General features: G+C 65.3%; 3 protein-coding genes. 1 reads left to right on the forward strand and 2 read right to left on the reverse strand.

Annotation, left to right across the window (positions count from 1 at the left end):
- Positions 1 to 682 precede the first annotated feature (682 nt).
- A complete protein-coding gene (locus VZ068_RS10895; RefSeq protein WP_349655332.1) occupies positions 683 to 10,882 on the forward strand; it encodes an autotransporter-associated beta strand repeat-containing protein in 10,200 nt (3,399 codons plus the stop codon).
- A gap of 170 nt (positions 10,883 to 11,052) precedes the next feature.
- Here the strand turns inward: VZ068_RS10895 and VZ068_RS10900 are convergent, their stop codons facing one another.
- Both VZ068_RS10900 and VZ068_RS10905 read right to left on the reverse strand, forming a co-directional pair.
- Positions 11,053 to 13,803 carry a S8 family serine peptidase gene (locus VZ068_RS10900; protein WP_349655333.1) on the reverse strand — a complete coding sequence of 917 codons (2,751 nt, stop codon included), beginning with the start codon at positions 13,801 to 13,803 and terminating at the stop codon, positions 11,053 to 11,055.
- A gap of 1,199 nt (positions 13,804 to 15,002) precedes the next feature.
- A complete protein-coding gene (locus tag VZ068_RS10905; protein WP_349655334.1) occupies positions 15,003 to 15,614 on the reverse strand; it encodes a carboxymuconolactone decarboxylase family protein in 612 nt (203 codons plus the stop codon).
- Between the last annotated feature and the right edge of the window lie 387 nt (positions 15,615 to 16,001).

Here is a 16,001-nt window from a genome sequence, read left to right on the forward strand (position 1 = left end):
AAGTCATCGACGAGTGACGAGCGGGAGCATGCTGCCATCGCAAGCGGTCGCGTCTGCGAGCAGCACACCACACTAATTGTTAAGCGCCGCGCGTCTCGCCTCAAGCCTTGGCTTATACAAATATCGCATTGCACCGCCCGGCGTCGACCGTTAATTGGTTTTATCGATCCAAGCGGGCTCAGGCAATCCGGTTGCGCTCATCACATTTTTTTGCAGCACGGAATAAACTTGTCGTGCCCGCTTATAGGGTTCGATTAGCTGTCACGCAATTCGGCACGTATCGGTTCGCGTGATGCTGCGGGCTCGACAAATCAATCAGCGCCTGCATGCGGCGACAGATAGAGGATTTACCCGTAGTGCCCGCTAGAAGGTCTTGCGGGTTGCGTCCCGTGACGCTCGCATTTTCGTCTGAAGCGGGCGCTAGTAAACAGGTCGACAGTTTATGGCCGTGTAATGGATGTGTTTATGGTTAGTGATACTCAGCACAGTTTGATCAAGTTGATTCGCCTATTAATTTGGCAACGCATTTACCAGGGATTGGTATTAATCACCCTCATCCTTAAGTGGCCCATCTGAAGCGGGTCACGCTCTAAATCCATCGGATTGCCATATCCACCTCCGTCTTTCGAAGGCGTGCATATCCGTGTGCGCTGATCTATTGCGGTCAATCAGGGGAATCGGAATGAATCGTGCATTTGCGCTGGTCTGGAACGCAGCCATCGGCAACTGGGTCGTGACGCATGAGCTGGTGCGGCGTCGACGTAAGCCCGGCGCGACGCGTCGGGCGTTGCCGAGTCTGGTGGTTCTGGCGGTGGGGGCCGCCGCTCCCGCATTGGCCTGGGGTGCATGCACGCCCGCACTGCCTGCCGCCGGCGCGACCGTCACCTGCAGCGGTCTGCCGGTCACCAGTAATGCGTTTTCCAGTGGCGCAAATAATCTGACCGTCAACGTGGCTTCCGGCACACAGATGACCGCAGGCTTGCTGGGTGGTACCGCCATCGCGCTCAGCGGCACCAATGCCACGCTCAACAACAGCGGCACCATCGATCCATCTGTGCTTGGCCTGCTGTCGGTATTGAGTACCGGCGTCAGCATGGGCAATGCAAGCTCGACCTCGGTGGTTGCCAATAATCTTGTCGGCGGCACCATCTACGGTACTGGCGGGTTGCTGGGCGCCAACCTGCTCAATCTCGATGGAATGGCATTGGGAATGACCTCTGCCAGCAATGGCGTCGTGCAGATCAATAATGCCGGCACGATCACCAGCCGCTCGCTGCTCAACCTCTCGCTACTGGGTGCCGACACGCCAGTGATCGCCGTCAGTGGCGGTGGCACCGTCAATGCGGTCAACACCGGCACCATCGAGGGACGGGTCGGTTTTCAGAGTTCGGCCACCGGCAACAGTTTCGTCAACTCCGGCACCATCAACGGCAGCGTGTCGATGGGTTCCAACAGTAGCAATACCTTCACCGCAGTCACGGGCGGGAGCATCAACAGCGCTGGCGGACTCGGACTGGAATTGCTTGGCCCAGGCGGCTTGCTGAGCTTTGCCCGCACCGGCGTGGTGGATGGCGGTGCGGGAGGAACCAACACGCTGATCCTGCAAAATTCAGCCACCGGAACCGGCAGCGGCGTGACCGGCGTCGGCACGGCAAGCACCGATCAGTACATCAATTTCGGCAGCCTGCGTGTCAATAGCGGCACCTGGGCCTTGAGCGGCGCGAGCAACTTTGGCAGCAGCGCGCTCAATGGAGGTGTGCTGCAATTTGCGACGCCCGCACAATTGGGCACGACGATCGCGTCCAACGGCGGCACGCTCGAAGCCACAGCTGCCGGGCTGACGCTGGCTCCGGCCGGTGGCATTGCGCTTGCGGCGGGCGGTTTGACCGTGCAGGGCACCAATGCGCTGACGATCGGCAGCACGCTGACAGGGACGGGCGCACTCACCAAGGCCGGTACCGGCGGATTGAACCTCACCGGCAGCAATACCTTCAGCGGCGGCGTCAATCTGGGCGCAGGCACGCTGACCGCAGGCAATAACGCTGCATTGGGAACCGGGACCGTCACCGCCTCCGGCGGGAGCCTGCTGGCCGGTGCCGCACTCGACTTGACCAACGCTTTTGTGTTGAACAACAACCTTGGCATTGGCGGGACCAATACCGTGCGGCTGGGCGGTGTTGTCAGCGGAGCCGGTGCGCTCAACAAGACCGGCACGGGCACGCTCACGCTTGGCGGCGCCAATACCTACTCCGGCGGCACCACGCTGAGCGCGGGCACCACGGTGCTGGAAACCTCCGGCGCGCTCGGAACCGGTACCGTCACTGCGGCAGGCGGGTCGCTGGACACCACCGCACCGTTGACCTTGAACAATGCGTTTGCACTCAATACCACGCTGAGCCTGGGTACAAGTGGCGGTGCACTCAGCTTGACCGGTGCACTTGCAGGAACCGGCGGCATCACCAAGACGGGCTTCGGCACGCTTGCGCTTGGCGGAACAAACACCTATTCAGGCACAACGACGCTGACAGCAGGCACGCTGCAACTGGGCAATAGCTCGGCGCTGGGCACCGGGGTGTTGCGTGTTACCGACAACGCCAGTCTCAGCACCAGCGCATCGCTGGCGGTGAACAACGCGGTCGATCTTGTCGGACCGTTGACGTGGACGGGCGCGCAGGCACTGACCCTGGGTGGCGCCATCACTGGCAGCGGCAGCCTGATCAAGAGCGGTGCCGGCGATCTCACCTTGACCGGTACCAACGGCTATACCGGTGGCACCACGTTGAACAACGGGCGCCTGGTGGTCGGCTCCAACGCCGCACTGGGCACCGGCACCTTGACCGCCAGCGGCGGCGTGCTCGATGCAGGCACTGCGGCGACATTGGGCAATGCGATTGCGCTCACCGGCAATCTGGGCGTGGCCAGCAATGGCACTGCCCTGAACTTGAGTGGTTCGATCAGCGGCACCGGTGCGTTGAGCAAGCTCGGCACCGGCACGCTCACGCTGGGCGGGTTGAACACTTACAGCGGTGGCACCACGCTTGCCGGCGGTACCTTGCAGGTGACCAACAACGGGGCGCTCGGCAGCGGCGCACTCAGCCTCGCCGGCAACGCCAACCTGCAGGGCACGACGCCTACCTCGCTGACCAACGCCATCGCATTGAATAGCAGTGCGTTGACGCTCAACGGCGCGCAGGCGCTGACGCTGGGCGGCGGTATCAGCGGTGCCGGCAGCCTGGTCAAGACCGGTAGCGGCGATCTGACCCTCAGCGGCAACAATCTGTACACCGGCGGCACCTCGCTGAATGCGGGCAAGCTTGTGGTCGGCAGCGACACGGCGCTGGGTGTGGGCGCATTGACCGCAGCGGCCGGCACCACGCTGGACAATCTCGCGGTGAACACGCTCTCCAATGCCATCGCGCTGACAGGTTTGGTCAGCATCGGCGGCAGCAATGCGCTGACACTCACTGGCGGCATCAGCGGTGCCGGAAGCCTGGACAAACTCGGCCCCGCCAGCCTGACCCTGACCGGAAACAACACCTACACCGGTGGCACGCTGTTGACTGCGGGCAGCCTGGTATTGGGCAGCGATGCCGCACTGGGCACAGGCAGCCTCACCGTTGCCGGCGGCCAGCTCGATGGCACCGCGGCACGCGTGCTCGCCAACGACGTGGTGTTGAATGCCGATCTATCGCTCGGAGGCAGCCAGGACCTGGTGCTCAATGGAGGCATCAGCGGGGCGGGCGGCCTGGTAAAAAACGGTGCTGCTGCACTGACGCTGGCCGGCGCAAACACCTTTACCGGCGGCGTGGATCTCAATGCGGGCGCATTGCTGATCGACAGCGGCGCGGCCCTGGGAAGCGGTACGTTGACCGCTGCCAACGGCACCCAGTTGCAGGCGACCACCGCAGCGACGCTGGGCAATGACGTCGTCTTGAACGGTGCGCTGTCGCTGACCGGCAACAACGCGCTGGGCTTGACCGGCACGGTGAGCGGAGCCGGCAGCCTGATCAAGCAGGGCACCGCTGCGTTGACGCTGGCCGGCAACAATGCCTATGCCGGCGGCACGCTGTTGGATGCGGGGTCGCTGATCGTCGGCAGTGACACGGCGCTGGGTAGCGGTGCGCTCATTGCGGCCGACGGCACGCTGCTCAGTGCCGCGATCGCTGCAAGCCTGCAGAACGCCGTCACGCTCAATGGTGCGCTCGGCATCGACGGCCAGGCGCTCACGCTCGATGGCGTGATCGATGGCGCGGGCAGCCTGATCAAGAGCGGTACGCAGACGCTCACGCTCACAGGCAACAACAGCTGGGGCGGCGGGTTGCAGCTGCAAGCGGGCGGGTTAGTGGTCGGCAGCAACACGGCATTGGGGACCGGCACGCTCACCGCTGCAGGCGGCACGACGCTCGATGCCACCACGTCCGTGGCGTTGGCCAATGCACTTGCCTTGAACGGAGCGCTGACGTTGCCCGGTACGCAGGACATCGCGCTGGACGGCGTGATCAGCGGCGCCGGCAGCCTCGTCAAGCAGGGCACGGCAACACTGACCCTGGGCAATGCCAATACCTTCAGTGGCGGGGTCACCCTGGATGCCGGCCGCCTGGTGCTTGGCAACGCTGCAGCCTTGGGCGTGGGCGGACTGTTGGTCGGTGGCGCTAGCGAACTGGATGCCAACACCGCGCTTGCGGTCGGCAATAGCGTGCAATTGAACAGCCAGCTCTCGCTGATCGGCAGCAACGACCTGGCCTTGAACGGCACCATCAGCGGCACCGGAAGCCTGGTCAAGGACGGCACCACCACCGTGTCGCTCAATGGCAGCAACAGCTATAGCGGCGGCACCACGCTCAACGCCGGCACGATTGCGGTGGGGGCCGACAACGCGCTCGGTACCGGCAGCTTGTCGGTTACCGGCGATTCGGCGCTGAGCAATGCCATCGCGGTGGCCTTGAGCAATGGCATCGATCTGTCTGCGGCGCTTACCTTCGACAACGCGGCCGACATGCTGGCCAGCGGTACCATCAGCGGCGCGGGCGCGCTGACCAAGACCGGCCTCGGCACCTTGACGCTGAGCGGCGGCAATACCTACACCGGCCCGCTGGCGATCCAGGCCGGCACCGTGGTGGCCAGCACCGCCGCATCGCTCGGCAATGCAAGCAACGTCGATGTGGCAGCCGGCGCATCCTTGAACCTGACCAACGGCGGATTGATCAACGCACTCACCGGTGCGGGTGGCGTCGATACCGATGCCGGTGCCACCCTGCAGTTGGGCAGCGGCAACTTCGCCGGCAGCCTGGGCGGTGGCGGCAATCTGGACAAGGTCGGCGCCGGCACCGTGAACCTGCTCGGCTCCAGCGTGATCGGCGGCGCCACCCAGGTGAGCGGCGGCACCCTGGACGTGGTGGGCAGCCTGGGCACGAGCGCGTTGAATGTGCTCGCTGGCGGCACGCTCACCGGTACCGGCCCCAGTGGCAGCATCGGCAGCGATGTGACCATCGGCAATGGCGGCCGGCTGGCGTTGAGCAGCGGTTCCTCGCTCAGCATGGGCGGGCTGACGTTGGCACCGGGCGCCTTGATGGACGTGTCGCTTGCGGCGCCCAGCAACACGCGCCTGCTTGCGGTCAACGGCAATCTCACCCTCGACGGCACGCTCAATGTCATCGACATCGGCGGCTTCGGCTCCGGCGTGTATCGGTTGATCGATTACACCGGCGTGTTGACCAACAACGGCATGCTGTTCGGCAGCATTCCCGGCAGCGTCGATATCAGCCAACTGGCATTGCAGACCGCGATCGGCCAGCAGATCAACCTGGTGGTGACGGCGCCGGGCAGCATCGTGCAGTTCTGGGACGGCGTGCAGACCACGGCCAACGGTAGCGTCGATGGCGGCTCGGGCGTGTGGGGCGCTGCCACCAACTGGACCGGCCAGGACGGCTCGGCCAACAGCACCTGGCAGGGCGATTTTGCCGTGTTCTCCGGCACTGCCGGCAGCGTCGGCGTGCAGGGCACGCAAAACATCGGCGGGCTGCAGTTTGCGAGCGATGGCTACCTGTTGAACGATGCCGGTGCGGGCACGCTGGCGGTGGCCAGCCCGCTCACCGCAATCCGCGTCGACCCGGGGGCCACCGCCACGATCGATGTCGCCATCGCCGGCATCGGTGGCGTAGAGAAACTCGACACCGGCACCTTGGTGCTCGACGCAGCCAACAGCTATACCGGCGGCACCGCGCTCAGTGGCGGCACGCTGGTGCTTGGGGATGCGCAGGCACTTGGCACCGGCGCATTGACCGCCGCGGCCGGCACCAGCCTCGATAACAATCAGGCAGTGGTGTTGGGCAATGCGGTGGTGGTGAATGGCGCACTGACTCTGGTTGGCAGCAACGACCTGAGCGTGTCCGGCCCGGTCAGCGGTGCGGGCGGCTTGATCAAGAACGGTACGACCACGCTGACGCTCGATGGCAGCAACAGCTACGCGGGCGGCACCGTGTTGAACGCCGGCACGCTGGCGGTGGGCGGCAACACCGCCCTGGGTGTCGGCAGCCTGTCGGTGCTGGGCAATTCCACCTTGAGCAATGCCATCGCGCTGGCGCTGGGCAACGGCGTCAACCTGGGTGCGGACCTGACCATCGCCAGCGCTGCGGATCTGGCACTAACCGGCACGCTCAGTGGTGCCGGTGCGCTCACCAAGACCGGTCTGGGTACCTTGACCTTGTCCGGCGCCAACAGCTTCAGCGGCCCGGTGGCGGTGCAGGCGGGTGTGCTTGCCACCTCCGCCACCGGCAACCTGGGGGCCGCCAGCGCGGTGGATGTCGCCGCAGGTGCGGGGCTGTCGTTGGGCAGCAGTGCAGCGCTGGGCGCGGTGACCGGGCAGGGTGCGGTCGACATCCTCGGGGGCAACACGCTGCAGCTGGGCGTCAACAACGTCGGCAGCACCTTTGCGGGTAGTCTGAGCGGCGCCGGCAACCTGGACAAGGTGGGCACCGGCACGCTGCAGCTCACCGGTACCAGCGCGCTGGGCGGCACCACGCAGATCCTCGGCGGCACGCTGGATGTGGATGGCACGCTGGCCAGTGCTGGCGGCCTGAGCGTTGGTGCCGGCGGCAGCTTGAGCGGCAGCGGCCTGGTCGATGCGGCGGTCAACGTCAACGATGGCGGCCGTCTGGTGGTGAGCAGTGGCGCATTGCTCACCACCGGCAGCTTGAGCATGGCGCCCAACGCCACGCTCGATGCATTCCTGGGCATCCCGAGCCAGACCGGCGTGCTGGCGGTCAACGGCGACCTCACGCTGGACGGCACGCTCAACATCACCGACATCGGCGGCTTCGGTACCGGTGTGTATCGCCTGATCGACTACAGCGGTGCGTTGACCGACAACGGCCTGGGCATCGGCACGCTGCCCGGCACCGTGGACCCGACCCAGCTGACGCTGCAGACCGCACTGGCACAACAGATCAACGTGGTGGTGCTGGCGCCGGGCAGCAACGTGCAGTTCTGGGATGGTGCGCAAACCGTCGCCAACGGCGCCATCGATGGCGGCAGCGCTGCATGGACGGCCGGCGGCACCAACTGGACAGCGATCGACGGCCTGACCAACGATACCTGGCAGAACAGCTTCGCAGTATTCGCCGGCACTGCCGGTACCGTGGCCGTGCAAGGCACCCAGGGCATCACCGGCATGCAGTTCGTCACCGATGGCTATGTGCTGAGCGACGGCGGTGCCGGTGCGTTGAGCGCCAATGCCGCCAACACCATCATCCGCGTCGACCCTGGTGTAACCGGCACGATCGATGTCGCCATCGGCGGCGCAGGCGCACTGCAGAAACTCGACACCGGCACCTTGGTGCTCGACGCAGCCAACAGCTACACCGGCGGCACCTTGCTCGATGGCGGCACGCTGGTGCTGGGCGATGCGCAAGCGCTGGGCACCGGCACGTTGACCGCAGCGGCCGGCACCAGCCTCGATAGCAACCAGGCACTGGCGCTGGGCAACGCGGTGGTGGTGAATGGCGCGTTGAATCTGCTTGGCAGCAACGACCTGAGCGTGTCCGGCCCGGTCAGCGGTGCGGGCAGCCTGATCAAGAACGGCGCCACCACGCTGACGCTCGACGGCAACAACAGCTACGCGGGCGGCACCGTGTTGAATGCCGGCACGCTGGCGGTGGGCAGCAGCACGGCCTTGGGCAGCGGCACGTTGTCGGTGACCGGCGCTTCGGTGCTCAGCAATGCGATCGCCGCCGCGCTGGGCAATACGGTCAACCTGGGCGCAGCGCTCACCGTCGACAACCCGGCCGATCTGACCTTGTCGGGTGCCATCGGCGGCAACGGCGCGCTGATCAAGACCAATACCGGCACGCTGACGCTGGACGGCAGCAACAGCTATACCGGCGGCACCACCGTCAGTGCCGGCACGCTGGCGGGCAATAGCGGCAGCTTGCAGGGCGCGATCGTCGACAACGCCACCGTGGCGTTCAACCAGGCAGCCGATGGCGTGTTCAGCGGTTCGATCACCGGCACCGGCAACGTGGTCAAGGACGGTGCAGGCGCGCTGTTGCTCAACGGTGCCAATGGCTACAGCGGCGGCACCACGATTGCGGCGGGCAGCTTGATCGGCGACAGCACCAGCGTGCAGGGCGACATCGTCAACAATGCGGCACTGGTGTTCAACCAGGCCACCGGCGGGGTGTATGCCGGTGTGGTCAGCGGGACCGGCTCGCTGGAGAAGGCCGGCAGCGGCGCACTGCAACTGACCGGTGCCAACAGCTATGCCGGCGGCACGCTGGTGAGTGCCGGCAGCTTGATCGGCACGACCACCAGCCTGCAGGGCGATGTGGTGAACAACGCCACGCTGGTCTTCGACCAGTCTGCCGATGGCACCTTTACCGGCATCGTCAGCGGCGCCGGTAGCGTGGTGAAACAAGGTGCCGGCGTGCTCACGCTGGCCGGTGCCAACACTTATAGCGGCGGCACCGCCATTGCCGACGGCACGCTGCAGGGCACCACCACCAGCCTGCAAGGCAACATTCTCGACAACGGTGTGCTGGTCTTCGATCAGGCCGGCGACGGCAGCTTTACCGGCAACATCGCCGGCAGCGGTGCGCTGATCAAGGACGGCAGCGGTGCGGTCACGCTGGATGGCGTCAACGGGTATCTCGGTGGCACCACCATCAACGCGGGTACCCTGATCGGCGACACCGACAGCCTGCAGGGCAACATCGCAAACAACAGCGCGCTGGTGTTCGCGCAGAACGCCAGCGGCACCTACGCAGGTACGCTGTCGGGCACCGGTAGCCTGCTCAAGGACGGCATCGGCACCCTGCTGGTCACTGCAGACAGCAGCGGCTTCACCGGCCCGACCGCCATCACGGCGGGCACCTTGAGCGTCGGCAACCCGGCCAACCCGGGCGCCGCGATCGGCGGGCCTGTGACGGTGGGGCCGGGCGGTACGCTGACCGGCAGCGGCAGCATCGGCAGCCTGACCACGACCGGCGGTACCCTGGCCATCGGCGGCACCACCGGCACGATCAATGTGGGCGGCAACGCCACCATCGGCCCCGGCTCCACGGTGCAGGTCACGTCCGGCACGGGCGGTGTGGTGACGCCGGTAACGGTAGGCGGCGCGGCCACGCTGGCGCCGGGCAGCTCATTGGTGTTGGTACGTGCGGCCGACCTGCCATTGTTCACCGAGATTCCGGTGATCAACGCTGCTGGGGGACTCACCGGGCAATTCACCAACGTCTTCTCCGATTACGCGTTTATCGATCCCGACGTCAGCACCAGCGCAACGGGGTTGTCGGTGTCGCTGGGGCGCAACACCGTCGGCATGGTGGATACGGTGACCACGCCCAACCAGCAGTCCGCTGCCGCTGCGGTCGACGGCCTGTCGATCGATAGCCCGGTGTATCAGGCCGTCGTGCGTCTGCCGGACGACGCGCAGGCAGTCGCCACCGCCTTCGCGTCGCTGTCGGGCGAAAGCCATGCCAGCACCGCGACCGCCATGCTGGACAGCCGCTTTCTCAACAGCGGCATCGGCAGCCATCTGCGCGGCGACAGCCAGGACACCCGCATCGGTGACACCACCGTATGGATCACCGGGCGTAGCCTGCCCAATCGCGTCGACGGCGATGCCAACGCGGTTTCGGTACGCCGCGAAGACAACGGCATCATGGCCGGTGCAGAACGCCGCATCGGCGAGCGCAGCGTGCTCGGTGTGGCGGTGGGCAGCCAGGACATCGAAAGCTGGTCGCGCGAGTGGGGCGACCGCTCCGACATCGACGGCACGCATGTCGGTGTGTATGGCCAGGCCGATTGGTCCGCATTCTCGCTGCAGGGCGCGGTGGACTATGCGGACTACAGCGTGGACGGCGCGCGCCGGGTCGTGCTGCCCGGCGTGCTCGAGGAACGGCTCACCAGCCAATACGACGCCACTGCCGTGACGGTGTCGCTGGAAGCGTCGTGGAATCTGCGTACCGGCAATGCGGTGTACAGCCCGTTCATTGCCGCCGACTACACCCATCTCAAGACCGACGGGTTCACTGAGCGCGGCGGGATCTCCGGGTTGTCGGTCGACAGCGCCAAGGACGAATTCACCACCACTACCCTGGGTGTGCGCGGACGTTGGGAGCTTGGTCAGCAGGCCGCACTCTATGCCTCGGCGGGCTGGCGCCACGCGTTTGGCGATCGCGCGGTGCAGCGATCGGCGGGCTTCATCGGCACCGGCTCGGAGTTCTCGGTGCAAAGCGTCACGCTGGCCAGGAATGCGGCCATCGGCGAGTTGGGCGTCAGCCTGATCACGTCGCCCAACAGCCGCATGTCGCTGTCGTTGCAAGGACTCAGCGGCGATGGACAGACCGCCTACGGCGGACAGGTGACCTGGGGCTGGAGTTTCTGATCGGCTCCCCGCAGTCAACGACAAAGCCCCGGCACGCCGGGGCTCTTTTGCCGATCCGCTCGGCCAGATGCGCACCGAGACGGATGAAGGCCCCGGCATGCCGGGGCCTTCGCAGTCGCTGGCGTTACGCGGCTGGCGGATGCCGTCGCGCAACCGCCGCCAGCGCTGGATCAGAACTGCCAGCGTAGACCGACATTGGCGTTGATGCTGTTGGAATCGGAACGTCCACGCTCGGCGCCCACATTGCCGTACAGCGAGAACGCGTCGTTGACCTGGTACCGCACGCCGACCGAGGCGCGCACGGCCTGCCTGGACACCGGCGTCCCGGCCACGTTGAAGCGCGCTTCCGGCAAGCCGGTGAACCAGGCGCTGAAGTCGGCGTTGGGGTTGCCCAGCAACGAGCGGTAGGCGACCAGACCATCGAAGCCCCACTTGCCGTGTGCCAGATGGCCGCGCACGCCCGCCTCGGCATACCCCGCGCGCAAGGTATCGCTGCCGGCGCTCAGGCCCAGACCGGTCACCGAGGCTTCGCTGAAGGCATCCTGGGTCTGGCTGACCACACCTGCGGCAACGAAGGGCGACAGCCCGGCATGCGGCAGCAGGCCGACCTCCGCGCGCAGCGACCAGTTGGTGTCGTGGCGACGGTCCTGCAAGCGCTCGCCGACGCTGCCGGCCTGCACGTTGCGCTCGGTCTCCACATTGCTCATGCCATACGAACCGATGCCCGACAGGTACGCCTGGCCGATCGGCTGGTACAGGTACGCGGTCATTGCGTAACGGTCCGAGCGCAGACGGCTGGCCGAAGCATCGATGTGCGCGCGGTCCTGACCGGAGGTCACCGCAGCGCCCACCACCGTGCCGACACTGCCGACCGGCACATCCACACCGAAGGTGGTGGCCTGCTGGGTGTAGTCGGCCGATGCAAACCCGCTGCGGCTCAGATCGCCATCCAGGTAGCTGCCCTGCATCCAGGTGGTCAGCGTGGTGGTGTCGGCCAGGTAGGGCAGGCGATCGGCAGCAACACGCGCATCGTTGAGTGCCGACTGGAAGCCCAGCGTGCGCTCGATACCGTGCACCTGGCCGGCCAGGGTCGGCAGCGATGCGGCAACCTGCGCATTGGATGCCGCCAGCAGCGAGCCGGTGGCGCTGATCAGACCACCCAAATTTGCGGTGTCGCCGGATGCCACGCGGGTGTCCAGCACCTTGACCAGCGCATCAGCCTGGGCAGCGCCGTTGACCACGGCCTGCGGCGCACCCGCGGCCTGCGCACTGGCGGCCGACGCATTGCGGGTCAGGGTTGCGGTGACAGTGGTCGGGTCGTAGGAAAGCGATGCGGTCCAAAAGAAATTGTTGGCGTACTGCACGCGGTCGAACGTGCCCTGCAGGACACCGGCCCTTACGATCTTCTCGCTGCTGCCGACGCTGTAGCCGGACGCTTCCGGCAGCAACAGCAGATTGCCCTTCAGGCTGGCCAAGCCTGTGACGGTCAACCCCTTGCCCAATTCGATGGCGGTGGTGCCGGTGCTGTTGACCAGGCTGTAGCCGCCGTTGATCACGCCGCCGCGCGACTCGAAGGTGGCCGAGTTGGCCACCACAAGATCCGAGCGCAGGCTGCCGGACAGCGCCAGTACGCCGTCAGTAATCGTGGTGCCGCCGGTATAGGTGTTGTTGCCGCTCAGGGTGAGTTTGCCGCTGCCATTCTTGGTCAGGCTGCCGCTGCCTGAAATGTCGTTGCTGAAGGTGCTGTCGTAGCCTGCACCCACGGTGGCGGACCAGTTGCTGGCAAACTGGCCCGGGCCCTTGATCGCCTTGGCCGCGTTGACCAGGCCCCAGCCATACAGCGCATCCACGCCCGGGTCGCCCAGGTCGGTAGCGGTGGTCAGCAGGGTCTGTTGCAGGTTGGAGGCGCTCATCCACGGATACACGCCCAGAACCTGCGCCGCGACGCCGCTGACCGCAGCGGTGGAGAACGAGGTGCCGGCGATCTGGCCCTGCAATTCGGTGCCGGCCAGCGCCGGAGCGGTGAAGCTGCCCGGTGCCACCAGGCACCATTGCGCAGCGGCGCCACAATGGTTGGAATAGCTGGTCAGACCGGCCGCATTGCCGGCACTGTCGACATTGATCGCGCCCACCGCCAGCCAGTTGTTGCGCACGCTGGCTTCCTGCACCGGCGTCGCCGCCGGATACGAGGCTTCGGCGGCGCCTTCGTTGCCGGTCGAGGCGACGATCAGCGCGTCTGCCTGCACCAGCGGCGTCAGCGCAAATCGCCAGGCGGCTGCCGCATTGGCGCTGCTGGCGGCGTCGGCATACGAGGCGCCCAGCGACAGATTGGCGATGCGCACGCCGGAGGCGGCCAGATCCACCGCCGCGCGGCGGGCCTGCTGGGTACCGCAGGAATTCTCTGCGCAGATCCGCGCATAGAACAGGTCCGCATCCGGAGCGACGCCACCGGCAAAGCCGTCCTGCGCCGAGCCCAACGCCAGCGCCGAGACGATGGTGCCATGGCCGCGCAGCGCGTTGGACGACGACTCGGGCGTACCCGGGCTGGCGGTGTAGTCGGTGAAGCCATCGACCTTGCCGGCAATCGGCGCGTAACTCGGCATCAGGTTGTCGTCCAGCACCGCCAGCTTCACGCCCTGGCCGCGGGCACCGGCCTGCTGCGCCAGATCGGCATTGATCGGCACCAGCAGATTGCTGCCGACGCCTTGATAACGGGCAGGCGCAGGTGTCGGAACCGGCGCGGTCTTGGGCAGCGGATCGGAGGTGGTGCCCGGAGTGGTCGGCGCGGTCGGCGTAGGTGCCGGCGCAATCACCGTACTCTGCGGCGGCTCACTGCGGACGTTGCCGCCACCGCCACCGCCGCCACATGCGGTCAGGACAAGACAGGAGGCGATGGTGGTTGCAAGTAGCGAGCGATTCATAAGCGTGGTCGATTCCGTTGTAGGCGCGCCGCTACCGCTGATTCTGAAATTTGGCGCAGAAGGTCCCAGCGCTGGCGGTCACCAACGAAGGCGTTTAATTTCACGTGTTATTCACTTCAAACCACAGCGGTCCGTCCCCTCGGAGTTGCGCTGACGAAGTACTCGGCAAATACGTTGATGCACTTGCCGTGTGCCTGCGGTTTGTTTAACGGCGCTAGCCATTAACTCTAAAGTCTGAATGGACAGTTGCTATTCAGAGAAAAAGATCATGCGATAGGCAGCGCCGATTCACCCCATAGCGATATCAGCCTAATAGGCGGCTAACAAATCAAAACACGGAAAATTGTCGGACCGAACGCAACAATAGTCAGTCACATTTCGCAGAGGGCGGCAATCCTAAATGCGATGAAGAGCGTGGGTAATCGGGGAATCACGTCGAAGATGTGGGTAAATCCCTCACGCCTTGTGGCGAATTCAACCGGAAGTTAGGCGCCCTAACGGACTCTGCTGTAAGCAGCGTGATTTTGAATAATTTTGAAGGCGACGATGGTTTAAACGGTCCAGGCGAAATTGTCCCCCGATGTCATTGCGATAAAAACGTCCTCTCACAGCGCCGAGCGGCCTCGTCCGATTGTGCGAAATTCGACGTCTAACGGCGCTGATTGCGCAATCGGTTGCGACGAAAATGAATGATTTGAATAATTTAGTTTATTTTTTGAGGATTTTCTCAAGGTCGTCGCCTTCTGGGACGCCCAGGATGATCTGGGCGTTATTTAATTATCCGATCTTGCAACCCCTTTAGGTTCTTGGGCGAATGCGAGAGGGGGAGGGCGGTGCGAACAAGCTTTTCGCATAGCCAGCGTCCGAAGCCTGCAGAGGTTCAGCCCGCTTGGTGTGGACGCCGGTAACCGCAGCCTCAGACGTATCGCGCAAGGCGGTGAGTCGCGGCTATCAGGTTTGAGCGATCTGCTCAGCCAGGGCCGCCAGTCGTCATGCACGGCACGGCGTGGAGGCCGGCCCGGTGCCCGCACTTTCCGCAGGTGTGGGCGTGGGCGTTCATAGTCGACAGGCCGGTACTGATTCAGCAGGCAAGCACGCATGCAGCAGCGGCGATTTCACGTGGTCAGGTCGCTCCCAGCCACGCAGCAGCGCATCGGGCGAATCGCCCTCCCGGCGGCTGCATCAGCGGATCGGCATTCTCACTGCGTCTTGGCCAAGGCGGCCTTGGCACGGGTGCCGGCGGCCGCACCTACCCGTGTATCCAGCACCTGCGCCAGCGCATTGAGCTGCGCGCTGCTCACACCGATGTTCATGCTGATCTTCAGATGCGACTGCAGTTGCGAGTCCACCCCCTCCAGCGCTGCGAGCATGCTCACCGTTGCCAGCTCGCGGCTGACCCAATCGAGGTTGTCGCGCGCGAAAATGTCGCCGAACAGATGCGTCTTCAAATAGGCATCGATGGCCGGTGCGAACTCGAACAGCGGCCCAGACACCGCCGCCCCCACCAGCTGCGTTTGATTGGCGGTGCCCAACGCAAGCAGTTCCGGGCCGGTCGGCACCGGGCCCGGCAGCTCGCCCTGCGTGTCGGCAAGGCCGCGCTGTTGCCGCGCTTGAACCACCTGCATCAGTGCCGACAGCGCATTGAGGCTGCGCGGAAAGCCGGCATAGGCGTAGACCTGTACCAGCACTTCCTTGCATTCGTTGATGGTCAGCCCGGTGTCCAAGCCTGCCTCCAATGCGGTGGTCAAACGGCCGATATCGCCGGTCGCCGCAAACGCGGCAATCGGTGCGATGGCTTGCTGTCGGGGCAACAGACTTTCCGAGATGGGCATACCGATGGACTCCGGGGAAGGTGTTGCCGCGGGGGAGGGGGCAACCACACAGACAGCGACCGCGCCAAGGACGCTGGCCACGAGGCGCGCGAGCACGTGAGGCCGACGCACCGAAGTGGTCGGTCTGTCAGATACAGATCTAGGGGTCGCTGCGCTGAAATCCAAGCGTTATCTCCTTGAGTGATGCGATAGCCGCAGGCCTGGGCGGCTGCGCGATGGGCCATGCACGCACCGCGATGCGTCTGGACAGGACATGGCGCCAGCATGCCGTATCCGCCTCGCCGTTCCAGCCGCGTGTACCGCATGCAGTTATGAGGTGCGCTCATTACCGCGTGGCGGTAACGGTGTGATGCGCCGAGATCGTTT

Source organism: Xanthomonas sp. 10-10 (genome assembly GCF_040182365.1).
In the GTDB taxonomy this organism is placed as follows: domain Bacteria; phylum Pseudomonadota; class Gammaproteobacteria; order Xanthomonadales; family Xanthomonadaceae; genus Xanthomonas; species Xanthomonas arboricola_F.